Source organism: Pseudorhodoplanes sinuspersici (assembly GCF_002119765.1).
Lineage (GTDB): Bacteria > Pseudomonadota > Alphaproteobacteria > Rhizobiales > Xanthobacteraceae > Pseudorhodoplanes > Pseudorhodoplanes sinuspersici.
Genome location: NZ_CP021112.1, coordinates 348,417 through 375,019 on the forward strand (window position 1 = coordinate 348,417; position 26,603 = coordinate 375,019).

At 61.3% G+C, this 26,603-nt stretch carries 20 protein-coding genes and 1 pseudogene; 3 read left to right on the forward strand and 18 right to left on the reverse strand.

Features of this window, described 5'->3' with window-relative positions; all coding sequences use genetic code 11:
• Window positions 1–39: 39 nt before the first annotated feature.
• Window positions 40–936, forward strand: coding sequence for an alpha/beta fold hydrolase (locus CAK95_RS01725; RefSeq protein ID WP_086086255.1), 897 nt, complete (start codon window positions 40–42; stop codon window positions 934–936).
• 59 nt (window positions 937–995) lie between these two features.
• On the opposite strand, the gene CAK95_RS01730 is transcribed toward CAK95_RS01725, so the two are convergent.
• Entirely contained in the window at window positions 996–1,235 is a 240-nt protein-coding gene (locus CAK95_RS01730; RefSeq protein WP_086086256.1) for a hypothetical protein, read from the reverse strand.
• Window positions 1,236–1,345: 110 nt separating this feature from the next.
• Window positions 1,346–3,490, reverse strand: coding sequence for an NAD-dependent DNA ligase LigA (gene ligA, locus CAK95_RS01735; RefSeq protein WP_086086257.1), 2,145 nt, complete (start codon window positions 3,488–3,490; stop codon window positions 1,346–1,348).
• A 106-nt stretch (window positions 3,491–3,596) separates the two neighbouring features.
• On the opposite strand from ligA, the gene CAK95_RS28980 reads away from it, so the two are divergent.
• Window positions 3,597–3,752 (forward strand): hypothetical protein, encoded by a 156-nt coding sequence (locus CAK95_RS28980; RefSeq protein ID WP_157699499.1) that lies wholly within the window; start codon window positions 3,597–3,599, stop codon window positions 3,750–3,752.
• Between the two features lie 9 nt (window positions 3,753–3,761).
• Here CAK95_RS28980 and recN read toward each other — a convergent pair whose 3' ends face one another.
• From recN to CAK95_RS01810, 15 genes and pseudogenes are all read right to left on the reverse strand, one after another.
• Window positions 3,762–5,432 carry a DNA repair protein RecN gene (gene recN, locus CAK95_RS01740; RefSeq protein WP_086086258.1) on the reverse strand — a complete coding sequence of 557 codons (1,671 nt, stop codon included), beginning with the start codon at window positions 5,430–5,432 and terminating at the stop codon, window positions 3,762–3,764.
• Window positions 5,433–5,588: 156 nt separating this feature from the next.
• The gene (locus CAK95_RS01745; protein ID WP_086086259.1) at window positions 5,589–6,461 is read right to left on the reverse strand and encodes an outer membrane protein assembly factor BamD; all 873 of its coding nucleotides are present in this window, start codon (window positions 6,459–6,461) and stop codon (window positions 5,589–5,591) included.
• Window positions 6,462–6,735: 274 nt separating this feature from the next.
• Window positions 6,736–7,680, reverse strand: a complete 945-nt coding sequence (lpxC, locus tag CAK95_RS01750) for a UDP-3-O-acyl-N-acetylglucosamine deacetylase (RefSeq protein ID WP_086086260.1) — start codon at window positions 7,678–7,680, stop codon at window positions 6,736–6,738.
• Window positions 7,681–8,157: 477 nt separating this feature from the next.
• Complete coding sequence (gene ftsZ, locus CAK95_RS01755) at window positions 8,158–9,879, reverse strand: cell division protein FtsZ (protein ID WP_086086261.1); 1,722 nt, start codon at window positions 9,877–9,879, stop codon at window positions 8,158–8,160.
• Window positions 9,880–9,967: 88 nt separating this feature from the next.
• Window positions 9,968–11,290 (reverse strand): cell division protein FtsA, encoded by a 1,323-nt coding sequence (gene ftsA / locus CAK95_RS01760; protein ID WP_086086262.1) that lies wholly within the window; start codon window positions 11,288–11,290, stop codon window positions 9,968–9,970.
• Entirely contained in the window at window positions 11,287–12,192 is a 906-nt protein-coding gene (locus tag CAK95_RS01765) for a cell division protein FtsQ/DivIB (RefSeq protein ID WP_086086263.1), read from the reverse strand. The genes ftsA and CAK95_RS01765 overlap by 4 nt, the downstream gene beginning before the upstream one ends.
• A 349-nt stretch (window positions 12,193–12,541) precedes the next feature.
• Window positions 12,542–13,462: a D-alanine--D-alanine ligase gene (locus CAK95_RS01770; RefSeq protein ID WP_086086264.1), complete on the reverse strand. Its 921-nt coding sequence runs from the start codon at window positions 13,460–13,462 to the stop codon at window positions 12,542–12,544.
• A complete protein-coding gene (locus tag CAK95_RS01775; protein WP_086086265.1) occupies window positions 13,459–14,658 on the reverse strand; it encodes an FAD-dependent monooxygenase in 1,200 nt (399 codons plus the stop codon). The genes CAK95_RS01770 and CAK95_RS01775 overlap by 4 nt, the downstream gene beginning before the upstream one ends.
• Window positions 14,655–15,572 (reverse strand): UDP-N-acetylmuramate dehydrogenase, encoded by a 918-nt coding sequence (murB, locus tag CAK95_RS01780; protein WP_086086266.1) that lies wholly within the window; start codon window positions 15,570–15,572, stop codon window positions 14,655–14,657. Before murB ends, CAK95_RS01775 begins: the two co-directional genes overlap by 4 nt.
• A 10-nt stretch (window positions 15,573–15,582) precedes the next feature.
• Window positions 15,583–16,986, reverse strand: a complete 1,404-nt coding sequence (gene murC, locus CAK95_RS01785; RefSeq protein ID WP_086086267.1) for a UDP-N-acetylmuramate--L-alanine ligase — start codon at window positions 16,984–16,986, stop codon at window positions 15,583–15,585.
• A 10-nt stretch (window positions 16,987–16,996) separates the two neighbouring features.
• A pseudogene (gene murG, locus CAK95_RS01790) lies at window positions 16,997–18,075 on the reverse strand (undecaprenyldiphospho-muramoylpentapeptide beta-N-acetylglucosaminyltransferase).
• 112 nt (window positions 18,076–18,187) lie between these two features.
• Window positions 18,188–19,342, reverse strand: a complete 1,155-nt coding sequence (ftsW, locus tag CAK95_RS01795) for a putative lipid II flippase FtsW (protein WP_086086268.1) — start codon at window positions 19,340–19,342, stop codon at window positions 18,188–18,190.
• 265 nt (window positions 19,343–19,607) lie between these two features.
• Window positions 19,608–20,597: a TRAP transporter substrate-binding protein gene (locus tag CAK95_RS01800; RefSeq protein WP_086086269.1), complete on the reverse strand. Its 990-nt coding sequence runs from the start codon at window positions 20,595–20,597 to the stop codon at window positions 19,608–19,610.
• 14 nt (window positions 20,598–20,611) lie between these two features.
• The gene (locus CAK95_RS01805; protein WP_086086270.1) at window positions 20,612–21,919 is read right to left on the reverse strand and encodes a TRAP transporter large permease; all 1,308 of its coding nucleotides are present in this window, start codon (window positions 21,917–21,919) and stop codon (window positions 20,612–20,614) included.
• Window position 21,920: 1 nt separating this feature from the next.
• Window positions 21,921–22,466 (reverse strand): TRAP transporter small permease, encoded by a 546-nt coding sequence (locus tag CAK95_RS01810; protein WP_086086271.1) that lies wholly within the window; start codon window positions 22,464–22,466, stop codon window positions 21,921–21,923.
• Between the two features lie 53 nt (window positions 22,467–22,519).
• On the opposite strand from CAK95_RS01810, the gene CAK95_RS01815 reads away from it, so the two are divergent.
• Window positions 22,520–26,170: a hydantoinase B/oxoprolinase family protein gene (locus CAK95_RS01815; protein WP_086086272.1), complete on the forward strand. Its 3,651-nt coding sequence runs from the start codon at window positions 22,520–22,522 to the stop codon at window positions 26,168–26,170.
• Window positions 26,171–26,234: 64 nt separating this feature from the next.
• On the opposite strand, the gene CAK95_RS01820 is transcribed toward CAK95_RS01815, so the two are convergent.
• Window positions 26,235–26,543, reverse strand: coding sequence for a GCG_CRPN prefix-to-repeats domain-containing protein (locus CAK95_RS01820; protein ID WP_086086273.1), 309 nt, complete (start codon window positions 26,541–26,543; stop codon window positions 26,235–26,237).
• Window positions 26,544–26,603: the final 60 nt, after the last annotated feature.

The following is a 26,603-nucleotide window of genomic DNA, read 5'->3' on the forward strand; positions in this document are numbered from 1 at the left end:
GTCTGAAATTGAGCTCCAGCCCCCGTGAGGGAACAGCTCATGTTTTCTGGCTTCGAGAGTACCGGGATAGAGACAGGCGAAGCTCGCATTTTCCTGCGCCGGGCAGGTGCTGGCACACCGCTGCTGTTGCTGCACGGATTTCCGCAAACGCATGCGATGTGGTCGAAGGTGGCATCACTCCTCGCGCCGCATTTCACTGTCATCTGTCCCGACCTGCGCGGCTATGGACAAAGCTCCTGCCCGGAATCCACGCCTGACCACGCTCCCTATTCGAAACGCGCCATGGCGTCCGAGATTGTGGCCGTCATGGAGCAACTCGGATTCGCGCGATTTTGCGTCGCCGGTCATGATCGCGGCGGCCGCGTCGCCTATCGTCTGGCGCTCGATCATCCCGAACGTGTCAAACGTCTCGCCGTCCTTGACATCCTCCCGACGGCCGACGTCTGGAATCGGGCGGACGCGAAGTTCGCTCTTGGCTACTGGCCCTGGCTGTTGCTGGCGCAGCCCGAGCCTTTGCCTGAGCAACTGATTGCGGCTGCGCCTGCAGCCATTGTCGACACCGCGCTTGACGGCTGGGGCACGCCTGCCTCCGCGTTCGATCAGGAAACACGGAGCGCCTATATCGACGCTCTGCGCGACCCGGTGCATATCCACGCCATCTGCGAGGAATATCGCGCCGCAGCCACCATAGACCGCGAACATGACATCTCGGACAGAACCAACGGCCGGCGCATTGCTTGCCCTGTCCTCGTGCTCTGGAGCGGACGCGGTCCTTTGAACACCTGGTACGAGGCCGCCGGCGGACCGCTCGGGATTTGGCAAGACTGGTGCAACGAACTAAGCGGTATGCCACTTGAAGCCGGACATTTCTTTCCGGAAGAGAAGCCGGACCAGACGGCACACGCATTGCTGGAATTCTTCAAACCGCATCGCTGACGCGCCACACATCAATGGCTCCTCCGGGAGCGCATCAAGCATTTGGATTCAATCGCCGCTCATTCCGGCTCACCATGCTCGGCCATGCAGGCACGATAGATGTAAAACTCAGTATTGCCATATTCCCATTCTGGATATTGCGCGGCCCGGGCGCTGCATTCATGGATCGCTGCGGCGCGCGCCGCAGTGACGATGAAATGGCCCTGCGCGTCGTAATGGCCCTGGGCTTTCGGGAATATCAAACCAAACGCGGCGTAAGCTGCAAAGGCGGCAGCCTTGTACGGATCTGAAATGTCCACAACGTTTCTCCTTCCAAGTCACGCCCCGCTAGTGGGTACGTGGTGCCTGGGAGAAAACACGTTTGATCAATCTTGCCGCAAAAACACAGGCGACTGAAAACCCGCAGACATTATTGTCCGGTCATCGTCAGCCATTCGTCCTCCGTCAGCACCGTGACGCCGAGCCCCTGCGCTTCGGTGAGCTTCGAGCCGGCACCGGGACCAGCCACGACATAATCGGTCTTTTTCGACACCGAACCCGCGACCTTGGCACCCAGCCGTTCGGCCTGAGCCTTGGCTTCATTGCGGGTCATCTTCTCCAGTGAGCCTGTGAAGACAACGGTCTTGCCGGCGATGGCCGTATCTTTCTTCGGCTTCTCGGCGTCCAGAATCATCACCTGTTTGGTCAGGCGCTCGACGATGCCGCGGTTATGGCTTTCGCCGAAATAGGCGGCGACCGCCTGAACCACAGTGTCGCCGATCTGATCCAGCGCATCCATATCGGCGATGGCGTCCGCGTCACTCTTCGCGACCTTCAGACAGGCATCGTGGAATGCATCCCACGAGCCATAGCCGCGCGCCAGCGCAAGCGCTGTCGTCTCGCCGACATGGCGAATGCCGAGCGCGTAGATGAAACGATCGAGCGAGATTTCGCGCCGCTGTTCGATCGCCGCGAACAGATTGCGCACTGAAGTTTCGCCGTATCCCTCCTGCTCTTCCAGCCGGATCGCCCTGTTGCGCTGTGACAGCGTAAAGATATCTGCAGGTTCTCTCACCCATTCCTTCTCGAAGAAGAACTCGATCTGCTTTTCGCCCAGTCCGTCGATATCGAATGCACGCCGGGAAACAAACAGCATCAGATGCTGGATCTTCTGATAAGGACAAGCGAACTCGCCGGTGCAGCGCGCGCGCGCGCCTTCCTCGCCCGTGGCGGTTTCTTCGCGCACGACATCGGTGTGCAGCGGGCACGGGCAGGTCTTTGGAAAATGGTAGGGCTTGGCGTTTTTCGGCCGCTTGTCGATGACGACATCGACGATCTGAGGAATGACGTCGCCGGCGCGCTGAACAATCACGGTATCGCCGATACGGATATCGCGGCCATCGCGCAAAGGTTCGCCTTTGCCGCCGATGCCCTTGATATAATCCTCATTATGTAACGTCACGTTCTGCACGATGACGCCACCGACACCAATCGGTTCAAGCTTGCCGACCGGTGTGAGGGCGCCGGTGCGGCCGACCTGTATCTCGATGCCCTTGAGCACCGTCATGGCACGCTCGGCCAGGAATTTGTGCGCCATCGCCCATCGCGGCGTACGCGAAATGAAGCCGAGCCGCTCCTGCCAATCGATGCGGTCGACCTTGTAGACGACACCGTCAATGTCGTAATCGAGATGCGAGCGCTGCTCTTCGATCTTGCGATGGAACGCAATGAGTTGCTCGACCGAATGACACAGCTTGGCGAGCGGATTGGTCTTGAAGCCGCAGCTCTCGAACCATTTGACCATGCCCGACTGCGTGTCCGCCGGCATGTCGCTCATCTCGCCCCAGGCATAAGCGAAGAAACCGAGCGGGCGCGATGCAGTAATGTTCGGGTCCTTCTGACGCAGAGAGCCGGCCGCCGAGTTGCGCGGGTTGGCAAAAACCTGCTCGCCGGCCGCCTGCTGGCGCTCGTTGAGTTTGAGGAAAGCCTGCTTGGTCATATAGACCTCGCCGCGCACCTCGCAGATCGGCGGCACATGCCGACCCTTCAGCTTCTGCGGCACGTCATGCAGCGTGCGGATATTGGCGGTGACGTCTTCGCCCGTCGTGCCGTCGCCGCGTGTCGCCGCCGTAACCAGTTCGCCATTCTCATAACGCAGCGACATCGACAGGCCGTCAATCTTCGGTTCGGCGCTGAAATCGATCCTCTCGTCTTCGCTCAGCTTGAGGAAACGGCGGATGCGCGAAGCGAAGTCGATGACATCCTGCTCGCTGAAAGCGTTGTCGAGCGACAGCATCGGCACGGCATGCCGGACCTTCTTGAATCGGCCGGTCGACGCAGCGCCGACGCGCTTCGACGGCGAATCCTTGCGGATCAATGCGGGAAAGCGCGCCTCGATCTCATTGTTGCGCTGACGCAGGGCATCGTATTCGGCATCGGAAACCGTCGGCGCATCCTGCTGATAATAGCGCTTGTCGTGCTCGGCGATCAGCTTGGCGAGCCGCTGCAATTCACCCGCGGCTTGCTCTTCGGTGAGCTTGTCGGTCGGCGTCAGAGGGGATGCGCGTTTGGCCATGGTATGTTACTTCGTCGTTCCGGGGCCGGACCTTGTCTTATTTGTCATTGCCCGCGCAAGCCAGCAATCTGCTACCCACGAGCATGTGAGACAGCAAAGACCTGCGATGAAACCCTGGAAACTCGTTGTCGCCGCCGGCGCGATCACGCTGGTCTTCATCCTGTTCGTGGGGATCGAACGCCAGCGCAATTGCCGCTATGCGGACGGCACGCATTGCGGACTGTTCGGGACCGCCCCCGGCAAGTTCGGCGATCCGCGGTGAGGCCGCCGGCTACGCCGCCGCCTTGATCAGCCGTTCCGCCGCGGCACGGGCCTCATCGGTAATTTCGGCGCCCGCCAGCATACGGGCGATTTCCTCGCGGCGGCGCTCCGCAGCGACCTCATTCACACGCGTCGCCACACGCTTGCCCTTATCGAGTGCGTCCTTGGCGATGACGTAATGGCGGCTCGCGCGTGCGGCGACCTGCGGTGCATGGGTCACGGCGATGGCCTGCACGCGTGACGCAAGCTTGGCGAGCCGCAGGCCGATCGCGTCGGCAACGGCGCCGCCGACCCCGGTATCGATTTCGTCGAAGATCAGTGTCGGCGCAGAGCCCTTGTCGGCGAGTACCACCTTCAATGCGAGCAGGAAGCGCGCGAGTTCGCCACCCGAAGCGACCTTCATCAGCGGGCCAGGCCGCGTGCCCGGATTGGTCTGCACCCAGAATTCGACGCGATCAAAGCCATGCGGCCCTGCCGCATCCTTGTCGCTCATGATCGATGTGGAAAACACCGCGCGCTCCAGCTTCAGCGGCTTGATCTCGACATTCACAGCCTTGTCGAGCTTCGCCGCCGCTTTCACCCGCGCCGATGACAAGGCTGCGGCCGCGTCGCGGAAACGCGCCTCTGTTTCGGCAGCGACCCTTTCCAGCACCGCCAGCTTTTCCGCGCCGGCATCGATCAGCGCCAGATCACTCGCATACTTCTCGGCCAGCAACGCAAGACGATCGACCGGCATGTTGTATTTGCGGCCGGCGGCTCGCAACGCGAACAACCGCTCCTCGATGCGTTCCAACTCCGCTGGATCGTAATCGGCCGCACGAAGCGCCGCTTCGAGATGGACACGGGCTTCTTCGATCGAATTCAGAGCCTGATCCAGCGCCTTGATGGCTGGATCGGTCAGCGCCGGCGCTTGCGCCGAGCGGCGCTCCAGCCGGCGAATGGCGGCAGAGAAGCCCGGAACCGGCGATGCATTGCCAGCGACAGACTCATAAGCATCCTGCAGATCGCCAGCGATCTTCTCGGCCTGCATCATGGCGGTGCGGCGCTCGGCCAGCGCTGTCTCCTCACCTTCCTCGGGCGCAAGCTTGGTCAGTTCACCCACGGCATGCCGCAGATAATCGGCCTCGCGCTGCGCCCGCTCGACCTCGGCGCGGTGACTTTGCACCGCCTCCGCTGCAGTACGCCGCGCATCCCAGAACCGCGCCACCCTTTCGGCATCGTCATCGAGACCGGCATAGGCATCGAGCAGCCGGCGATGCGTCGCGGCATCGACCAGTGCGCGATCGTCGTGCTGGCCGTGAATTTCAACCAGCATGGCGCCGAGACTTTTTAATACCTGCACCGACACTGGCTGGTCGTTGATAAACGCACGCGTTTTGCCGTCGGCGGTCTGGACGCGGCGGAGGATCAGTTCCTCGTCGGGATCGATACCCTGCTCTTTCAGCAGCGCGCGCGCGGGATGTTTGGGCGCGAGATCGAAAACAGCGGTCACCTGCCCCTGCTCCTGGCCCTGGCGCACCAGCATCGCATCACCGCGGCCGCCGAGGGCCAGCGCAAAGGCGTCGAGCAGGATGGATTTGCCGGCACCGGTCTCGCCGGTCAGGACGACGAGCCCCTTGGTGAAATCGAGATCGAGCTTCTCGATCAGAACGATATCGCGGATGGACAGACGGACGAGCATCTCATTTGCCTTCGCATTGCCCGGTACCCGATCAGATTCGCGGATGAGGAATCCATTCGCCGGACATGCAGCTATGAAGACTCAACAAGATGAACATAACAAGAACAAAACGGCCGCGACAGCGGAAAATGATCGCGACTCGGGAAAATCCGGCTGTCAGCCGGTCTTCCGCCCCTGGAACAGCTTGCTGATCCAGGAGGCCTTGTTTTCGGACGGCTCGACACCGCCGGACTGAACCAGCTTGTAGGCGTCCTGATACCAGCGGCTGTCCGGGAAATTGTGGCCGAGCACAGCCGCCGCCGTCTGCGCTTCCTGCACGATGCCGAGCGCCATATAGGCCTCGGTCAATCGCATCAGCGCCTCTTCGACATGCCGCGTGGTCTGATATTGCGTCACCACCATCTTGAAGCGATTGATGGCGCCGGTGAAATCCTTGCGGTTAAGGTAGAAACGTCCGATCCCCATTTCCTTGCCGGCAAGCTGATCGCGCGCCACATCCAGCTTCTTCTTGGCGCTGACAGCATATTCGGAGGTCGGGTAACGGCGGATGACCTGCTCCAGCTCCTGCATCGCTTTTTCGGTGCGCTGCTGGTCGCGCGTCACGTCCGGGATGTTTTCGTAATACGAAGAGCCGATCAGGAATTGTGCATAGGCCGCGTCCGGGCTGCCCGGATGCAGCGAGACATAGCGTTTCGCGGCAGTGATCGAGTCATCGTATTCTTTTGCTTCGTAATAGGAATAAGCCTGCATCAGCAGCGCCTTGCGCGCCCAGTCCGAATACGGATGCTGACGGTCCACTTCCTCGAATTTCTTGGCCGCAGCGGTGTAGTCGCTCTTCCGCTGCATCAGATAGAGGCCTTCGTTGTAGAGCTGATCCGCCGGATCATCGGGGATCATCACGTCCTTGTCGCCCGCGCAGGCGGCAAGACCACCGACAACCGCCACAAGCGCTGCAAGACGCACCAAACCGCGGCCGGTCGAGCCGACGGACGTTCTGAGCGCTGCAACAATCCCCGAACTCGCACTCATGCGCACGAAACGACCCTCAAACCGGGATGCTGATCCCGGAACAACCGGGCCATGTGTCGGCCCCCAAAAGCCACGTCCTCTTTAGCGAAAACGCGAAGCTTCCCCAAGCGTTAGCAAAGACCTTAGCCAAAGATTTCGTAAGCTTGGATTTCGTACGATATTGAGCCGGGATTAAGGCGAGGACTAATCCCGACCGCCAATAATCGTGTCCGGGAGGATAACAGCGTGCAAGCGCAACCGCGGCGCCACCCGATCCACCTCAACCCATAGGGCTTTAGGAGACGTCCGGGCCGTAGGCCGGGGCGACCATCCCGGCAACCTCGGCATGACCACGGACGGGCCGGCGTTCATCCGCCTCAACCACCGCATAAGCGGTCGGATCGGACATCAGCGCCACCAGCACCGCATGATTGAGCCGGTGGCCGCCACGAACCGAGCGATACGCGCCGATGATCGGTGCGCCAGCCAAAGCCAAATCGCCCACAGCGTCCAGCGCCTTGTGGCGGACGAATTCGTCCGCATAGCGCAGGCCTTCGGTATTGAGGATACGGTTTTCGCTGAGAACCAAGGTGTTTTCGAACGAAGCACCCAGCGCTTTGCCCGCGCTCCAGAGCGCCGACACATCTTTCATGAAGCCGAAGGTGCGGGCGCGGGACAAATCGCGACGGAAAGCATCGGCCGTCAAGTCCATTGCGATCGACTGGCGGCCGATCAACACGGAGTCAAAATTGATCTCGATATCGATGCTGAAGCCGCTGTCCTGCGGACGGAGCTCCCCGAACGCCTCGCCCTTGGCGACGCGGACCGGCTTCAGCACCTTGATGTAACGGCGGGCCTTGGAGAGAGAGACAATCCCGGCCTGATCGATGGCCGCAACGAACGGCGCCGCGCTGCCGTCCATGATCGGCACTTCCGGGCCGTCGACTTCGACGAGCGCGTTATCGACGCCAAGGCCGCGGAGAGCGGCGAGAACGTGTTCGGCGGTCGAGCACAGGACGCCCGATTCGTCGCCAAGCACCGTTGCAAGCTCGGTTGCGGTGACGGCGCGGTAATCAGCGCGGACTTCGCGCTCGCAGCCAGCCGCATCGGTGCGGGAAAAAACGATACCAGTGCCGGCATCGGCCGGATTGAGAGTGAGATTAACAGGCAGACCGGAGTGAACTCCGATACCAGAAACCGTAACCTGCTCACGCAGCGTGGTTTGCCTTGCGGCTCTCATACGCTCGTTCCGTCTTTAGTTCGGCTGAACGCGACGCAAGACCTGCGCAGCGCAATCCCCCGAATGACCCCAATAAACGTCTGACTTGTTTTCGCCCCGAAATCCCGAGCATGTCCTACGGACTGGTCCCCAAACCGTTGCTCGAATCCCCCGGGCCAAAACCCCTTTGATGTTCGAACCTTAACCCCAGCTCCGACTCGTCCAAAGTCACGCTTTTTTACCGTTTGTTACCTTGATCCGGCCGCATTCACGTCCGCGGCGCGCCTTATTTTATGGCAGCATGTGTTAATTAAGCAACAAATGTTACCGAGGGGTAACGTTATTTCGGATCAATCCGAATCAAAAATTTAGCGATTTCAGAGGGTTAACGAGAGGACTGTTTTCCGCAGATTTATCCCCAGGCAGCCAATTTCGAGCTCATTAAGCAAAAAGCCCCGGCCATGGCCGGGGCTTTCCGTATCCGTTTGTTACAATTCGTCAGTTCGCCTGACGCCGCAGAAAAGCGGGGATATCGAGCTGATCGTCTTCCGCCGGGTGATTCACGGGTGCCTGGCGGCCATGCATGTCGAGGCCCTGCTGTCCGCGACGGGCATATTCGGAGACCGGGTCCCGATTCTCCCCGCCCCGTGGATCGAGCGGGCGCGGAGCCGGCGGACGCTGCTGCGGCATGCGCTGCATGGGCTGCATCATCGGCCGGGCATCCATCGGTTGCGGCTCATGACGCACAGCCGGCTCCTCCGGCTCCTCCGATTTGCGGCCGAGACCCGCAGTCGCCAAGCGCTTCAACAGCGACATCCGCTGCTTTTCGGGTTCCGGCGCCTGTAACTCGCCGCGTTGCGCCATGATTTCGCGCTGAGCCTGCGGCGGCAATTCATCGATGCGCGGCATGCGCGGACGCTGCTGAATGCGTTCCGGCTGTGGCGGAATGAACGTCCCGAAATTTTCTTCCACCGGCGGCGGTGGCGGTGCCGGCTGTTCGATGAACAGCGAAGGTTTCTGTGGCGTCGGACGAATGGTGACGTCGTCGATCGCGGTTTCATGTCCGGACGACGCCTGACCAAGCGCGGCCGCAACCGCAGCGGTTGCCGCAGCGTCTATGGACGCATGCGCTTCCGCCAGAGGCGCAGGTGCGGGACGCGGCGCCTGGGCCACCCGCTCGACACGCTCGGCCTGACGCGGCGCTTCGGGGGTCGCGCGCTTGACCGGCTCCGCCGGCTTGGCAGCAGCGGTCGGCTGCTTGTCGATACCGGTTGCAACCACCGACACGCGAATGATGCCTTCCAACGCTTCGTCAAAGGTGGCGCCGACGATGATGTTGGCGTCCTTGTCCACCTCTTCGCGGATGCGAGTGGCGGCTTCGTCGACTTCGTAAAGGGTCAGATCCCTGCCACCGGTGATCGAGATCAGCAGGCCCTTCGAGCCCTTCATCGAATTGTCGTCAATCAGCGGATTGGAAATCGCCGCCTCGGCAGCGGTGATGGCGCGCTTCTCACCCGACGCCTCGCCGGTCCCCATCATCGCCTTGCCCATCTCGCGCATCACCGCGCGGACGTCGGCGAAGTCGAGATTGATCAGGCCTTCCTTGACCATCAGGTCGGTGACGCAGGCAACACCCGAATAGAGCACCTGGTCGGCCATCGCGAAGGCGTCGGAGAAGGTGGTCTTCTCGTTGGCGACGCGGAACAGATTTTGGTTGGGGATAACCAGCAGCGTGTCGACATGCTTCTGCAATTCGGTGATGCCGGCTTCCGCATAACGCATGCGGCGCTCGCCCTCGAACTGGAACGGCTTGGTCACGACGCCGACGGTGAGAATACCCATCTCCCGCGCGATCTTGGCAACCACCGGAGCGGCGCCGGTGCCGGTGCCACCGCCCATCCCGGCTGTGACAAACACCATATGCGCACCCGAGAGGTGATCACGGATCTCGTCGACCACTTCTTCGGCAGCGGCGCGGCCGACCTCAGGCTGAGAGCCGGCGCCGAGGCCCTCAGTCACCTGCACGCCCATCTGAATCTTCCGGGCTGCCTTTGAGGTGGAAAGCGCCTGCGCATCCGTATTGGCGACGACGAATTCGACACCCTGCAGACCCGCGCTGATCATGTTGTTGACGGCATTGCCGCCGGCACCGCCGACCCCGAAAACGGTGATCCGCGGCTTTAACTCGCGGATATCCGGAGCTGAAAGATTCATTGTCATGGCTGCCTCTTCAATACGCGGGCGTGGATAACTTCCCGGCAAGGACCGGTCCGCCGCCGGCCATTCCAGAGATTCTGCAAACCGGTCATCAGAAGCTTTCTTTCAGCCATCGTCCGACCCTAGAGATGTAACCGCCCGATCCTGTCATCACCTGCCGCGTTTTCCGCGGTTCGAAGTGCTCGAGATGCGCCGCTTGCGGATAAACCAGAAGTCCCGCAGCGACTGCGAAGGCAGGCCCTTTTGCTGCTTCCGGCAAACCGGACATTCCCAAAGGTCTTCCAACGCGCACCTGTCGTCCAAGAATGCGCGATGCGAGCTCCGGCAGACCGGTGAGCTGACTGGCACCGCCGGTCAGGATCACCGTGCCTTGCGGCTCCGCCGCGAACGGAGAAGCCGCGAGCCGGTCGCGAATCATTTCCAGGATTTCCTCAACGCGCGGCCGGATAAAGGGCACCAAGGCTGCGCGTGAGACGACCTGCGGTGGTTCGCGAGAATCGGAGCTCATCGCAGGAACTGGAATCATATCGCGCTCGTCGCTCATTCCAGCCACAACTGTGCCATAGAACGTTTTGATTCGCTCGGCGTCTGCAACTTTTGCATTGAGTCCGCGCGCAAGATCCATGGTCACGTGGTGACCGCCGACGGCAAACCCGTCGATGTGGATAAATCGTCCACCGGAAAATACCGCGATGGTGGTCGTACCGGCACCCATATCGACGACTGCCGCACCAAGATCGGCTTCGTCATCGGCCAGTGCCGAGAGCCCCGCCATGTACGGCGCAGCGACCATGGCCTCCACAGAAAGATGACACCGCTCGATCGCCAGCATCAGATTGCGCGGTGCAGCGATATCCGCAGTAACCACGTGCATATCGAGACCGAAGTGGCGGGCCAGCATGCCGCGCGGATCGCGGATGCCATGGACGCCGTCAATGGCGTAACCGAGCGGCAGCGAATGAACGACGATGCCACCTTCCCGGCCGGAATGCCGGCTCCCGGCCGCAAGCAACCGGGCGATATCGCTCTCGCGAATGGATGGCCCGACGACATCGACCGAGGCGGTAAAGCGCTCGCTGCCGAGCCTGCCTGTGGAAATCGATACCGCCACCGATTCAAGATGCACCGAAGCCGATTGCTCGGCGATGTCGACCGCCTGACGGATCGCATGATCGGCGGCATCGAGATCGGCGACCTTGCCGGATTTCATGCCACGGGCTTCGACATGGCCGAAACCGATGATCTCAATCGAATGGGACCTGCGCCGCAGCACATCCTGCGCGCCACGCGGCTCGAGCCTCGCAATCATGCAGACGACTTTGCTGGTGCCGACATCGAGCGCAGCGACAATCGCCGCCCGCTTCGGCGAGACAGGCTTCATCTTGGGGGCGAAGCCGAGTTGCAGTGCGTTCATGCGTCGCTGCCCTTACGCTTCGGTGTTGTTTTACTTTTGAGGGCCTCTGCCCGCGCGGCGGCGGCGGCATCGGACAGACGTACGGTGATGCGGTCACGGATGCGCAGGTCGACCGCGGTGATGTCGCGCGACAAAAGCTGCCTGTCCTTGTCGAGTGCGATCAGCGAGGCGATCGCCGTGACGGGATCGGCTTCCGGCAAACGCACGTCAATGCCGTTCTTCAGTTTCAGATTCCACCGGCGGTCGGCGACGAGGATATAGGCGCGAACCTGCTCGCGAAGCGCCGGATAATTGTCCATGACGGCGAGGAAGTCGGCCGCCTTCTCATTCGCGCCCTGACCGACGACCAGCGGCAGATGCGCGACATGCGGCGCAACGAATGGCTCGACCACGGTGCCGTCGCGCGACACCACCTGCACGCGTCCGTTCTTTTGCCACAGCGCAAAGGCCTGACGCTCGGTGACGGAGACATGCAGCCGATCGGGGAACAGTTTAAGAATGGTGGCATCGGCGATCCACGGATTGGCCTTCAGCCGATTGCGCGCATCGTCGGCATTGAGAAAGAGCAACGACGAACGGCCGGTGATACCGGCAATGCCAAGAATTTCCTCGCGCGTCAGCTGCTTCTCGCCGCTCAGCGCGATCGATGTAATCTGGAAACCAACGGCATTGGCGATGGAATCGCGCGCGTCCGCCAATTGCTCGCGCACCACATCCGCATGGCCGCCCTGAATGATTCCATAACCGATGCCGGACAGGATAACGGCCATCGCGGCGAATGTTCCGGCGCCACGCGGCAGTTTCCTTTCCAGAGAAGCCGAGAAACGATACAGCGCACGCTCCGCACGCCGCAGACCCGGGGCCCGCGTCATCGATTGAGCGAGGCGTCCTCGATCACGCATCGAACAAGCTCTTCAAACCCGATACCAACCTGCAACGCGAATTCGGGGATGTGTGATGGCTCGGTGATGCCAGGAATCGTATGGCTTCCCAGACACGCAAGACCTCCATCCCCCGCTACAATCCCTGTAGCGAACTTGCGCATCTCACGTTCCCACAGCCCGATGAGCGGCTGAAGCGTGATCAATGCGCGACGGTCAGTCTTCGGGCCTCTTGGTAAACTTTTAGTAAAGTTTGAGATAAGTCCGCTGGAACTGGTAACGTTTATCGTTCAAAAGCGCACCGGGCCGTTGCCGGTTACCTCGACACGGATGTTAAGCTGTCATGCTCTTAGGGCGTGACGCAGGCGCATCATCGATTGAACGACGCGTCCTCGATCATCCATTGGACAAGATCTTCAAAACTGATCCCGGCATACGCCGCCAGTTCGGGAACGAGCGAGGTTTCCGTCATGCCGGGGATGGTGTTGACCTCAAGACACGCGAGACCGTCGATCCCCGGACGGCTGTCGTCGTAACGGAAGTCAGCACGCGTCACGCCACGGCATCCCAGCGCATTGTGAGCGGCAACGGTGAGCGTCTGAACCGCCTGATAAACGTCCTTCGCAATCTTCGCCGGCAACACATGCTCCGACCCGCCCGGCGCGTATTTCGCTTCATAATCGTAGAAACGCACTTTCGGTACGATCTCGATCACGTCGGTGGCCTGGTCCTTGACCACCGCGCAGGTGAGTTCCTTGCCCGGAATAAAGGTCTCGCACAGAAGCATCTCGCCGAAGGTCCAGTCCTCACGGAAGAGTTCCTGCGGCGGATGATCGTGACCGTCGGTGACGATAAAGACCCCGACGCTGGAGCCTTCCGCAATCGGCTTGATCACATAGGGCCGCGGCAGAACATGCTCCTTGGCTGCCTCGAGACGCGACACCACCCGTCCCTGCGGCACCGGCACACCGGCGGCTGCCAGCATCACCTTGGCAAGATCCTTCTTCATTGCCAGCGATGACGCCTGCACGCCCGAATGCGAATATGGAATGCCGAGTATCTCCAAGACGCCCTGAATGGTGCCGTCCTCGCCCGGACGTCCATGCAACACATTCAGGGCAACATCCGGCTTCAACCGATCGAGCACGGTCGCGACATCGCGGGCGACATCGACGCGGGTGACGCGATAGCCAATCCGTTCCGCCGCTTTCGCGCAGGCTTCACCGGACCACAGCGAGACTTGGCGTTCCGACGACCAGCCGCCCATCAAAACCGCAACATGTTTCGTCATGCAGCCTCGCGTTTTTGCGGCAATTTGAAGCCGTCATAAAGCCAGGCGAGGCAGTCATACATGTCCTGCTCGCCCTTTACCGACCATGTCGCGCGCGCCACTTCGCGCTCGATACCGCCGACGTGATACCAGTTGTCCCAGTGATAGCGCGACTCGAACTGCACACGCGCAGTGCGCAGATAGCGCGCCCGCTCGTATTGCTGGAATGCCTCCGCGATCTGATTGCCCGAGGTGCCGTCCAGCAATTCCGCGAGACAGACCGAGTCTTCAATCGCCATGCAGGCGCCCTGCGCGAGCGTCTGTAACGTCGGATGCGCGGCATCGCCCAGCAATGTGACGCGGCCCTTGCTCCAGGGCCGGATCGGATCGCGGTCGGACGAGACCCAGCCACGCCGCGACAGATCCATCATCGCCCAGAGATTCTTCATGGTTGGATGCGAGTCGCGGTAGACATGCGCGAGATCAGGGTGCGGGCTTTCGGTGTCGGTCGGATCCATGTTCAACGTCTTGAACACAGTCACGACGTTGAACAGGCTATAGTTGCGCAGCGGATAGTGCACGATGTGGAAGCCATCGCCTGACCACAGCACAACATCGTCGCGGTCGACATCGAACGTCACGTCATCCATCGGCACGATAGTACGGTGCGCGACATAGCCGATCGTGCGCGGCGGTCCTTCATTGCGCATCTGCTGGCGAATGGTAGAACGGATGCCATCGGCGCCGATCAGCGCTGCCCCATCGAACTGGCGCCCATCCGCAAGCTCGACGCGCACACGATCACCCAGATCCTCGAACGCCTTGACGCCCGCATTCGCGATCATCTCGACATTGCCGAGCGCGCGGCAGCCGTCCAGCAGCGCCTGATGCAGATCGACCCTATGGATCACGACATAAGGACGCTTGAATCTCTTCACGAACGAATCGCCGGTCGGAATGCAGGCGATCACCCCGCCATCCACCGAGTCGAGCATCTTGACGTTCTTTGGCCGGATCGCGCTCGCCATCACTGCGTCGGTGACGGCGAGCCGGTCCAGCATCGAAAACACATTGGGACCAAGCTGAATGCCGTAACCGATGACGCCGAATTCCGGGGCCTCTTCCAAAAGCTGCACGTCGAAGCCCTTGCGGCCGAGCGCCAATGCGGTGGCAGCACCGCCGAGCCCGCCGCCGACAACCAGAACCGGATCGCTCATGCCTCGACCCCGATCCGTTTGATCTCCCAGTCCAGCGTCACGCCCGAATTCTCCTTCACCCGTTTCCTCACCGTTTCACCCAACGTTTCTATGTCTTTTGCCGTCGCCTGACCGCGGTTGATCAGGAAGTTGCAATGCAGGTCCGACACCTGCGCATCGCCGACCACCAATCCGCGGCAGCCTGCGGCATCGACCAGTTGCCACGCTTTATGCCCTTCCGGATTCTTGAAAGTCGATCCACCGGTGCGACTCTTGATCGGCTGTGTCGCTTCGCGTGATTCGGTGATCTTCTCCATCTCGGCTGCGATCGTCGCGCGATCACCCATCTGTCCTTCAAACAAAGCCTGCGTGAAGATCACGTCATCCGGCGCGCCGCAATGCCGGTACGTATAATGCATGTCGGCATTGCTGTAGACGCGGATTTTGCCGCTGCGGTCGACGCCGCGCGCTTCAACAAGAGCGTCCTTCGTTTCGCGGCCATAGGCGCCGCCATTCATCCGCAGCGCGCCACCGATGCCGCCTGGAATGCCACGCAGGAAAGCCAGACCAGCGATGCCATTTTCCTGCGCGGCGCGCGCGACCTTCACATCCGGCACCGCTGTTCCGGCGCGAATGCGCGTGCCCTCGACAACGATTTCATTGAAGCCGCGCCCGAGGCGGATCACGACGCCAGGTACACCGCCGTCCCGTACGATCAGGTTGGAGCCCAGGCCAATGACGATGACTGGAATTTCGTCCGGCAGATTTTGCAGGAAGTAAGCGAGATCGCTTTCATCCTCCGGCATGAACAGCACCTGCGCCGGCCCGCCGACGCGGAACCATGTCAGCTCCGCGAGCGGCTGATTGGCGAGCAAGCGGCCGCGCAAATTCGGCATACGCGATGTCAGATCGGCGGTGATGTCGGGGAATGTCATTACCGAAAGCTCACCCCAGTGCCTTCAACTCGCCCGGCAGCGCATAGGCCCATTGCGTGATGTTGCCGGCGCCGAGACACACGACCATATCGCCGGGCTGCGCCATACCTCGTACCATCGATGCAAGACTGTCCGAATTTGGCAACGCCGACACATTGCGATGTCCGCGCGCCCGCATGCCTTGCACCAGATGATCGCGATCGATGCCTTCGATCGGCGCTTCGCCGGCGGAATAGACATCCGCCACGATCACTGCATCGGCGTCGTTGAAGCAGGTGCAGAACTGTTCGAACAATTCCTTCAACCGCGTATAGCGATGCGGTTGCATCACGGCGATGATACGGCCGGCGCTGGATTCACGTGCTGCGCGCAGTACGGCTGCGATCTCGACCGGGTGATGACCGTAATCGTCAATCACCGTGATGCCGTTCCATTCGCCGGTGCGGGTGAAACGCCGTTTCACGCCGCCGAACGACGCCAGCGCCTTGCGGATTTGATCGTCCGGCACAGCAAGATTATGTGCAACCGCAATCGCCGCGGTGGCATTGAGTGCATTGTGACGACCGGGCATCGGCAGGGTGAGATTGTCGATCACATGCTCGGCCTTATCGTCTCGTCCACGGAACACGACAGAGAATTTCGACGCACCATTGGCATGGCTGAGATCGACCAGCCGCACGTCGGCCTGCGGATTCTCGCCATAGGTGATGACTCTACGATCCTCGATGCGGCCGACCAACGCCTGCACTTCGCGGTGGTCGGTGCACATCACCGCGAAGCCGTAGAACGGCACATTCTCGACGAACGCCTTGAAAGCATTCTTCACCGCGGCGAACGTCTTGAAGTGATCGAGATGTTCCGGATCGACATTGGTCACGATCGCAACATCCGCCGGCAGTTTCAGGAACGTGCCGTCGGATTCGTCGGCCTCCACCACCATCCATTCGCCGGCGCCGAGCCGCGCATTGGTGCCATACGCATTGATGATGCCGCCATTGATCACGGTCGGATCGAGATTGCCCGCGTCGAGCAAAGTCGCCACCATCGATGTCGTCGTGGTCTTGCCATGGGTTCCGGCAATCGCCACCGCAGACTTCAGCCGCATCAGTTCGGCCAGCATCTCCGCACGCCGCACGACCGGCAGGCGCTTGGCGCGCGCCGCAATCAATTCCGGATTGTCGCGCTTGATCGCCGTCGACACCACCACCACGGCGGCGTCCTCGACATTCTTGGCGTCATGGCCAACGGCAACCTTGATGTTCTTGTCGCGCAGCCGCTTGACATTGGCGCTCTCGGAAACGTCCGAACCCGTCACGGTGTAATCGAGATTGGCCAGAACCTCGGCAATCCCGCTCATACCGATCCCGCCGATCCCGACAAAATGGATCGGGCCAAGTTCGCGCGGCAATTTCATAGGCTATTCCTCAAGACTTGACGCTGACTGTTCTTAATACCAGATCGGCCAGTCGTTCGGCCGCGTCAAGCACGCCGATCCCCTTGGCCGCCTGCGACATCGCCGACAAACGCCCGGAATCCGCCGCCAGCACATCGATTTCCGCCGCCAGCCGGTCCGGCGTGAAATCGCGTTGCAGAAGGCGGATGGCGCCACCGGCCTTTTCCAGGACGAGGGCGTTGGCCGCCTGATCCTGATCCAGCGCGTTGGGCAGCGGCACAAGAATGCCCGGCCGGCCGATAGCCGATAATTCGGAAACCGTTCCCGCGCCGGATCGGGACACCACAAGATGGCTCGCAGCGATCCGCGCCGGCAGATCGTTGAAAAAGGGCGCGATCTCAGCCGCCACCTGCGCCTTGGCATAAATCTCGCGCACGCGGGGAATATCCTCTTCACGCGTCTGCTGGGTGATCTTCAGCCGCATCTGCAGATGCGGTTCCAGCTTGGCGACCGCAGCCGGCACGATATCGGCCATGATGCGCGCACCCTGACTGCCGCCGAACACAAGCAGACGCAAAGGGCCGTTCGGCTGCACCGGTTCATACGGTGCCTTCGCAGCCTCGATCACCGCAGGCCGCAACGGATTGCCGATACAAGTGGTCTTGATCGCCAGCGCCTTGTCCTTGTCGGTGACGCCCGCAAAACCGGTTGCGATCGCACTGACCCGGCTTGCGAGAAATTTGTTGGCGCGGCCCATCACGGCATTCTGCTCATGCAGCACGGTTGGAATATTTTGCAGGCTCGCCGCCAGGACCGGAGGCACAGACGGATAACCGCCGAAGCCCACCACGACCGACGGCCTGACCCGGCGCATCAGCATGACCGCCTTGGCAACGCCATAAGCCAATGTCGCGCCGGTGCGCATGAGCGAGATCGGATCGCGGCCGCGCACGGTAGCGCTTGGCACGACATAAAGGGATTTAAAATGCTCGCCGAATTTTGCCGCGCGGTTGTCGGTGGCGAGAACAGTTGAGACGTCCCGTTTCGACAGCGCCGCGCTCAGCGCCTCGGCCGGAAACAGGTGCCCCCCGTGCCCCCTGCGGCGACCATCACAAGCGGTTTGGCGCCAGCCGCCATCGAACCTTCATTCTCGATCATGCGGAGAGTTTAACCCGGCTCGCGCGCTTGTGCGAACCGGCTTGTGTGCACATGGCAAATGATTTCAGGCTGCACGCGCAGCCGGCACCGCGCCGCCGCGACGCCCGAATTGTTCGGCTTGCGGGCGCTCGCGCGTCAGCGCCAGGACCATGCCCATCCCATAGGCTAGCGACAGCAGCGACGAGCCGCCATAAGAGATGAACGGCAGTGTCATGCCCTTGGCCGGAATGAGATGCAGGTTCACCGACATGTTGATGGCCGATTGGGCGCCGAACAGGATCGCGAGCCCCGACGCCGCATAGCGCGAGAAGGGATCTTCGGCCCGAAGGGCGCGCGTCAATGCGCGGATCACGATGAAAGCGAACAGGCCGACCACAATCAGACACAGCACGATGCCGAACTCCTCGGCCGCCACAGCGAAAATAAAGTCCGCATGGCTGTCCGGTAGAATGCGCTTCACCGTGCCTTCGCCCGGCCCCTGCCCCAGCCAGCCGCCGCGCACGAAGGATTCCACTGCATTGTCGATCTGGAACGTGTCACCGGATGACGGGTCCATGAACCGGTTCAGACGCCGCGCGACATGCGGCACAGCGTAATAGGCCGCACCGAGACCGAGGAGCGCCGCGCCGGCCAGGCCGCCGACCCAGATCACCCGCATGCCCGACATGAAGAACAAGGCGCCCCACACCATCGCGATCAGCATGGTCTGTCCGAAATCCGGCTGCATCATCAGCAGCGTCACGACCGAGCCGAAGAGAAGAAGAGCGAAAATATTGGCGGGCATTTCCGGCTTGCGCGCCGATTCACCGAACAACCAGGCGATCAGGATCACGAAGGCGGGTTTGACGAATTCCGACGGCTGGATGTTCACGCCGAGAAGCACGATCCAGCGGCGCGCACCCTTGATCTCGGTGCCAAAAACCAGGGTGGCAGCCAAGAGCACCATGCTGATGGCGAAGACCACGAGAGCCAGCCGCCGGATCTGCCGTGGCGACAACAGCGAGGTGCCGAGCAGGATCGCAATGGCCGGGATCAGGTAGAAAATCTGCCGGTTCACGAAATGAAACGGATCGAGCCCGAGCTTGGTCGCTACCGGCGAACTCGCGGCCAGCAGCAGGATGATGCCGGCCAGCATGAGAGCGCCGAGCGCGCCCAGCATCAGGCGATCGACCGTCCACCACCAGACCGCGAAGGGCGTGCGTTGCGCGCGCGAAACCATGAGAAGCCCCCCGGCCTGGTATCCCTCGAACTCGAAATTTGCCAATCACCACGCCAGATCGCTACCTCGCCCGATTGTGGTTTAGTTTTAATTAATGATCGGGTGGCGTGTGGATGCGTGAGCGGACCTTTTCCGCATTCACGCTGGCGCGCTCGCACCCAGAACCGGCCATCGGTCCCGGCTTGCCCCAAATGGGGCAATCAATAAACCCAGCAGCGGACCTAGGACCGGAGCCGCTGCCGGGAATGACCGAACAACGGCGAGCTTACATCTTCTTGTAGTTCGCAATCACCGCTTCGCCATCGGGGCCGGCCTTCTTGGTCCAGTCCGCCGTGAGCTGATCGCCGATCTTCAACAGCCCGGATTTCAACGCATCCGGCGGCGGCATCACTTTCATCTTATTGGCCTTGAGCTGTTCGAGATACCAGCTCGCTTTTTCCTCGGCGAGTTTCCAGCCCCGCGGCTCGGCGGCAGCAGCCGCTTTCAGAACAGCCGCTTGCGTGTCCTTGTCGAGCGCATCGAATGCCGCCTTGTTGACGAAGGTGAGATTCTTCGGAATCCAGGCCTGTGTGTCATAGAAATGCGACATCGTCTCCCAGGCCTTGCTGTCATAGCCGGTCGAACCCGAGGTCATGAATGCATTGACCACGCCGGTCGCCAGCGCCTGTGGCAGCTCGGCCGCCTGGATGGTGACCGGCTGCGCGCCGACGAGTTCGGCGATGCGCGATGTACCGACATTATAGGCGCGCCACTTTAGGCCTTTCATGTCGTCGAGCGTATTGAGATCCTTCTTGGCGTAGATGCCCTGCGGCCCCCATGGCACCGCGAACAGAAGCATGAGGCCTTGTGAAGCCAGCTTCTTTTCGATCGCCGGTTTCGAGGCCTGCCACAGCTTGTAGGATTGCGGATAGCTCGTTGCGAGAAACGGGATCACGTCGATGCCGAACAGCGGATCCTCGTTCTCGTGGACCGAGATCAACACCTCGCCCGCCTGCGCCTGACCGGTCATCACCGCGCGCTTGATTTCCGGCGCCTTGAACAATGACGCGCCGGCATGGACGGTGATTTGCAACTTGCCGGCGGTCGCTTCGTTCACGTCCTTGGCGAAGGCGAGCAGATTGACCGTATGCGGATTGTCGGTCGGATAGGCCGACGGCAGATTCCACTTCGTTTGCGCCGCGGCCGGCGCTACGAGCGACAAGGCGAGCGTGGCAGCACCGATAAATTTCAATGCGCGAATATTATGCAAGGACATGAGCACTCTCTCCATCAAGCGGGAAAAGCCATCCTCGGCAGCACCATCACGATATCAGGAAATACCGTGATGATGGCAACCGCCAACACGAGCAGAAAGAAAAACGGCAGCGACGCCAGCGCGACGAAGTTGGAATCCTTGCCGCTCATCGTCTGCAAGACGAACAGATTGAACCCGACCGGCGGCGTCACTTGCGCCATTTCGACCACCATCACCAGAAAGATGCCGAACCAGATCGGATCAAGCCCGGCCTGTTTGATCATCGGAATGACGATCGCGGTTGTCAGCACGATCATGGAGATGCCGTCGAGCGTCGTGCCCAGCAGCGCGTACATGATCGTCAGCGCGGCGATCAGCGAATAGGCGCTGAGCTGCAGGCCGCCGACCCAGGAGGCCAGCGCCATCGGAATGCCGGTATAGGCCATCGACGTGCCCATATAAGTTGCGCCGGCAAGGATCAGCATGATCATGCAATTGACGCGGGTCGCCCCCATCACGCTCGCCCAGAATGTGTCCCATGTGAGCGCGCCTTGCCACCATGCAATCGCCAGAGAGCCGAGCACACCCCACGCCGCGCATTCCGTCGCGGTCGCCCATCCGGTGATGAGCGAGATGAACACGAAGCAGATTAGCAGCAGAACCGGAATGAGGTTCAGCGATTCCGCAATCCTTTTGCGGAACGGCATCGGCGGATCGGCCGGAGGCGTGCTGCCGGGTTTGAGCAACGACCGGATGGCGATATAGCCGGAATAAAGCACCATCAGCAGCAGGCCTGGCAGAAAGCCCGCCAGAAAAACCTGGATGATCGAGACATTGGCCTGCACCGAATAAACCACCATCATGATCGACGGCGGTATCAGCAGCCCGAGCGTGCCGGAGCCCGCGAGCGATCCAAGCGCAAGCTTTTCATCATAGCCGCGCCTCTTCAGCTCCGGCAGCGCGATTTTAGCGACTGTCGCGCAGGTTGCGGTGGACGAACCCGACACTGATCCGAACAGGCCGCAGGCCAGCACATTCACATGCATCAGGCGGCCGGGCAGCCAGTTGAGCCAAGGCGAAAAACCGCGAAACATTTCTTCCGACAGCCGCGTGCGAAACAGGATTTCACCCATCCAGATGAACAGCGGCAGGGCGGCGAGCGACCACGACGCGCTCGAGCCCCAGACTGTCGTCGCCAGCACGCTGCCGGCCGGAATCGCGCCGCCCGCAAAGTGCATCCCCGCCCAGCCGGTCGCCAGCAACGCCACGCCGATCCACACGCCGCCGGCGAGCAAAACGATCAGAAATCCGAACAGGATCGCTGCGATGGAGAGCAATTCCACGTCACACCGCGCTCTGGATCGCTTGTTCGACCACTTCTTCGGCGGTCTTTGGCTTTGGCTTTTCGTAATGCGGCGGATAACCGCGCAGCACGTGGATCAGTTCGTCAATAAAAGCGATGAACAGGATGGCGAGACCACCGCTGTAACCGAGCTGGGGAATCCACAAGGGAATCGCGATCACGCCCTGCGACATGTCGTTGAACTGCCAGGATTGCCACGTCATCACGCCGGCGTGCCAGGCGAAGAAGCCGGTGAAGCCGGCGCCGACGATCAGCGCGACGATTTCCGCGACGTGCTTCGCCTTGCCCTCAAGACGGTCGATCAGAAGACCGACGCGGATCATCTCGCCATGACGGAAGGTATGTGCGAGGCCGAGAAACGCCGTTGCGGCCATGCACCAAGCCACGAAATCGTCACCGGCCGGTATATTGAGACCCAGCGGCCGCCCTGCCGACAAAAGCATCATCAGAACGAAGATAGCGATGAGAAAAAGACCGGCGAGATAGCCGGAAAAAAGATAAAGACGATCAAGGAACAGCCGGACCATAATCACCTCTCGCGCCGCCGATGATGGCGCAATGCCTGTGCAATGCAAGAGTCATGACAAATCGAAACTGGGACTTCTGGATCGACCGCGGCGGCACCTTTACCGACATTGTCGGCCGCAAACCTGACGGTGCGCTGGTGGCGCACAAGCTGCTTTCCGAGAATCCGGAAGCCTATCGCGATGCCGCGGTGCAGGGCATTCGCGACCTGCTCGGACTGAAAGCGGGCGAGCCGATCCCCGCCGGCCTCGTCGGTGCGGTCAAAATGGGCACGACGGTCGCGACCAACGCCCTCCTGGAACGCAAGGGCGAACGCACGCTCCTGATCACGACCAAGGGCTTCCGCGACGCGTTGCGCATCGGATATCAGGCCCGGCCGAAGATCTTCGCCAAGGAAATCGTCAAACCCGACATGCTGTTCGAACGCGTGATCGAGGTGGATGAGCGCGTGCGCGCGGATGGTATCGTTGAACAGGCCCCCGATCTCGATGCCGTCCGGCGCAATCTTGAAGTTGCGAAGGCGGACGGCATCGACGCCGTCGCCATCGTGTTCATGCATGCCTATCGCTATCCTGAACACGAGCAGCAGGTCGCCGCACTCGCCCGCGACATGGGCTTTGCCCAGGTGTCGGTCAGCCACGAGGTTTCGCCGCTGATCAAACTGGTCGGCCGTGGCGATACGACTGTCGTGGACGCGTATCTGTCGCCGATTTTGCGGCGCTATGTGACGCAGGTTGGCGATGAGTTGGAAAACGGCGCAGCAAACTCCAGTTCACTTCTCCCTTTGCGGCGGAGAGAACACGGCGGAGCAAGCCCAAGACTCATGTTCATGATGTCATCCGGCGGCCTCACCGCCGCCGAGCTGTTCCAGGGCAAGGATGCGATCCTGTCCGGCCCCGCGGGCGGCGTTGTGTCGATGGCGCAGACCGCGCGCGAAGCCGGTTTCAATCGCGTCATCGGCTTCGACATGGGCGGCACATCGACAGATGTGTCGCATTTCGACGGCGAATATGAACGCGCCTTCGAGACCGAAGTCGCAGGCGTGCGCATGCGCGCGCCGATGATGCTAATCCACACCGTCGCCGCTGGCGGCGGCTCGATCCTGCATTTTGATGGCGCACGCTTTCGCGTCGGCCCCGATAGTGCCGGCGCCAATCCCGGCCCCGCCTGCTATCGCCGCGGCGGGCCGCTCGCCGTCACCGATGCCAATGTCATGGTCGGCAAGCTGTTGCCCGACTATTTTCCGAAAATCTTCGGCCCGCAGCAGGATCAGCCGCTCGATGCCGACACCGTGCGCGATGACTTTTCCGCACTCGCCAAAGAGGTTGGCGACCGCAAGCCGGAAGATATCGCCGACGGCTTCATCAAGATCGCGGTCGAGAACATGGCCAATGCGATCAAGAAGATTTCCGTGCAGCGCGGCTATGACGTCACGCGCTATGCGCTCAACTGTTTCGGCGGCGCCGGCGGCCAGCACGCCTGTCTCGTCGCCGATGCGCTCGGCATGACCAGCGTGCTGATCCACCCGTTCTCGTCGTTGCTCTCTGCCTACGGCATGGGCCTTGCCGACATTCGCGCAACGCGTCAGCAGGCGATCGAGGAGCCGCTCGGCAACAAAGCGCTGGCCGCGCTGAAACGGATGGCCAAAAAACTCGGCAAGGACGTGAAGGATGAAGTCGCCGGCCAGGGCGTTGTCGCCAAAGCCATCGATGTGATCGTACGTGCTCATATCCGCTACGCCGGAACCGATACGGCCTTGGTGGTGAAAGCCGGGACCATACCGGAGATGACCCGCGCCTTCGAAAAAGCCCACAAGGCACAATTCGGCTTCATCGACCGGTCCAAACAACTCGTGATCGAAGCGGTTTCGGTCGAAGCCATCGGCGGCGGCGCGAAGTTCAAAGAGAAGGTGACGAAAACAACGCGCGGCAAACTCCCCTCGCCCGCACGCCGCACGACATTCTTTTCCGCGGGCAAATGGCACAAGGCCGCGGTCTATACGCGCGACCAGTTGAAGCCGGGCCACAAGGTCAAAGGCCCCGCCATCGTCATCGAGCCGCACCAGACCATCGTGGTCGAGTCGGGCTGGCAGGCGGCGCTGACCGCCAAAAATCATCTCGTTCTCACGCGCATCGCAAAATTGAAGCGCCAGAGCGCGGTCGGCACCAAGGCCGATCCGGTGATGCTGGAAGTGTTCAACAATCTCTTCATGTCGATCGCCGAACAGATGGGTGTCGCGTTGCAGAACACCGCCTATTCGGTGAACATCAAGGAGCGGCTGGATTTCTCCTGCGCGGTGTTTTCCGGCGACGGCGCGCTGGTGGCGAACGCGCCGCATATGCCGGTGCATCTCGGTTCGATGGACCGCGCGGTCGAAACGATCATCCGCGAGAACAAGGGCAAAATCAAACCGGGCGATGTCTATGCCATCAACGCGCCCTATAATGGCGGCACGCATCTGCCGGATATCACAGTCTGCACGCCGGTGTTTGACAAAGGAAAGCGCAAGATCCTCTTCTGGGTCGCCTCCCGTGGCCACCATGCCGATGTCGGCGGCATCTCGCCGGGTTCGATGTCGCCCAACGCAACCACCATCGAGGAAGAAGGCGTCTATCTCGACAATTTCAAGCTGGTCGATCGCGGCCGCTTCCGCGAGAAGGAAATCAGCACCGCGCTGACCGGTGCAAAATATCCCGCCCGCAATCCCACGCAGAATATCAACGACCTGAAAGCGCAGATCGCCGCCAATGAGAAAGGCGTGCAGGAGCTCGCCAAGATGGTGGCGCAATTCTCGCTGCCGGTCGTGCAAGCTTACATGAAGCATGTGCAGGACAACGCCGCCGAAAGCGTGCGGCGCGTGATCGACAGGCTGCACGATGCAGAACTTTCCTACGAGATGGATCAGGGCACTGTGATCCGCGTGAGGATCACGGTCGACAAGAAGAAACGCGAGGCCACCGTCGATTTCACCGGCACCTCGCCACAGCAGCCGACAAACTTCAACGCACCCGAGCCGGTGACGCGCGCTGCCGTGCTCTATGTCTTCCGCGTCATGGTCGACGACGACATTCCGATGAATGCAGGATGCCTGCGGCCGATCAACATCGTCATTCCGAAACAAACGATGCTGACGCCGGAATATCCGGCCGCCGTTGTCGCCGGCAATGTCGAAGTTTCGCAAGCCGTCACCAATTGCCTGTTTGGCGCTTTGGGGGCGCTTGCGGCGGCGCAGGGCACGATGAACAATCTCAATTTCGGCAATGCCCGCTATCAATATTACGAGACGATCTGCTCCGGCTCGCCGGCGGGGCCGGGCTTCAACGGCACCGATGCCGTGCACACGCACATGACCAACACCCGCCTCACCGATCCGGAAATTCTGGAATTCCGCTATCCAGTGCTGCTGGAGGATTTCCACATCCGCAAAGGCTCGGGCGGCCGCGGCCAATGGCATGCGGGCGACGGCATCCGCCGCACCATCCGTTTCCTTGAAGAGATGGAATGCACGATCCTGTCCGGCCATCGCCGCGTGCGACCATTCGGTCTCGCCGGCGGCGAAGCCGGTCAGGTCGGCGAGAATGCGGTTCGGCGGAAGGATGGACGCGTCGAAATTTTGAAAGGCTGCGACGCCACCACGATCGATGCCGATGAGGCGATCATCATCCAGACGCCGACGGCTGGTGGATACGGGAAAACGTCGGCATAAGTTTGTGCGATCGCCAGACGGCGATCGCACATTGTTTCAGTTTCACGAGAGTGAGCGGATCAGATCAATAGCCGCGGTACGGCTTGCAGAGTCCGGACTGCACAGTAAAGCCCTTCGGGCAAGTTCCGCGCGGTCCCGGATAATATTGCGGCTTGCCCCAGCGATCAGGCCCGGCATAAGCGAAGCTGCGCGGCGCATAACGCGGCGGTGGAGCCATATAACGCGGCGCAACCACGACTGGCGGGGCCGCGCGCGCCGGCACACAGCGATATCCATTGTAGTACCAGCCGCGACCACAGCCGTCGCGCGCCTCGGCCACGCCGGCAAATGCCGCGACCGCTGCGAGTGCAAGCAATAGCTTTCGCATATCCATTCGAGTCCTTTATTCCAATCGCTCTGGGTGCATTAGCCAGACACGGATGAATGCCACCTA

Excerpts from the sequence above, each read along its gene's own strand:
- CAK95_RS01725 (WP_086086255.1), top strand. The coding sequence starts at position 40 with ATGTTTTCTGGCTTCGAGAGTACCGGGATAGAGACAGGCGAAGCTCGC.
- ligA (WP_086086257.1), bottom strand. The coding sequence starts at position 3,490 with ATGGCCAAACGCGCATCCCCTCTGACGCCGACCGACAAGCTCACCGAA.
- CAK95_RS28980 (WP_157699499.1), top strand. The coding sequence starts at position 3,597 with ATGAAACCCTGGAAACTCGTTGTCGCCGCCGGCGCGATCACGCTGGTC.
- recN (WP_086086258.1), bottom strand. The coding sequence starts at position 5,432 with ATGCTCGTCCGTCTGTCCATCCGCGATATCGTTCTGATCGAGAAGCTC.
- CAK95_RS01745 (WP_086086259.1), bottom strand. The coding sequence starts at position 6,461 with ATGAGTGCGAGTTCGGGGATTGTTGCAGCGCTCAGAACGTCCGTCGGC.
- lpxC (WP_086086260.1), bottom strand. The coding sequence starts at position 7,680 with ATGAGAGCCGCAAGGCAAACCACGCTGCGTGAGCAGGTTACGGTTTCT.
- ftsZ (WP_086086261.1), bottom strand. The coding sequence starts at position 9,879 with ATGACAATGAATCTTTCAGCTCCGGATATCCGCGAGTTAAAGCCGCGG.
- ftsA (WP_086086262.1), bottom strand. The coding sequence starts at position 11,290 with ATGAACGCACTGCAACTCGGCTTCGCCCCCAAGATGAAGCCTGTCTCG.
- CAK95_RS01765 (WP_086086263.1), bottom strand. The coding sequence starts at position 12,192 with ATGCGTGATCGAGGACGCCTCGCTCAATCGATGACGCGGGCCCCGGGT.
- CAK95_RS01770 (WP_086086264.1), bottom strand. The coding sequence starts at position 13,462 with ATGACGAAACATGTTGCGGTTTTGATGGGCGGCTGGTCGTCGGAACGC.
- CAK95_RS01775 (WP_086086265.1), bottom strand. The coding sequence starts at position 14,658 with ATGAGCGATCCGGTTCTGGTTGTCGGCGGCGGGCTCGGCGGTGCTGCC.
- murB (WP_086086266.1), bottom strand. The coding sequence starts at position 15,572 with ATGACATTCCCCGACATCACCGCCGATCTGACATCGCGTATGCCGAAT.
- murC (WP_086086267.1), bottom strand. The coding sequence starts at position 16,986 with ATGAAATTGCCGCGCGAACTTGGCCCGATCCATTTTGTCGGGATCGGC.
- ftsW (WP_086086268.1), bottom strand. The coding sequence starts at position 19,342 with ATGGTTTCGCGCGCGCAACGCACGCCCTTCGCGGTCTGGTGGTGGACG.
- CAK95_RS01800 (WP_086086269.1), bottom strand. The coding sequence starts at position 20,597 with ATGTCCTTGCATAATATTCGCGCATTGAAATTTATCGGTGCTGCCACG.
- CAK95_RS01810 (WP_086086271.1), bottom strand. The coding sequence starts at position 22,466 with ATGGTCCGGCTGTTCCTTGATCGTCTTTATCTTTTTTCCGGCTATCTC.
- CAK95_RS01815 (WP_086086272.1), top strand. The coding sequence starts at position 22,520 with ATGACAAATCGAAACTGGGACTTCTGGATCGACCGCGGCGGCACCTTT.
- CAK95_RS01820 (WP_086086273.1), bottom strand. The coding sequence starts at position 26,543 with ATGGATATGCGAAAGCTATTGCTTGCACTCGCAGCGGTCGCGGCATTT.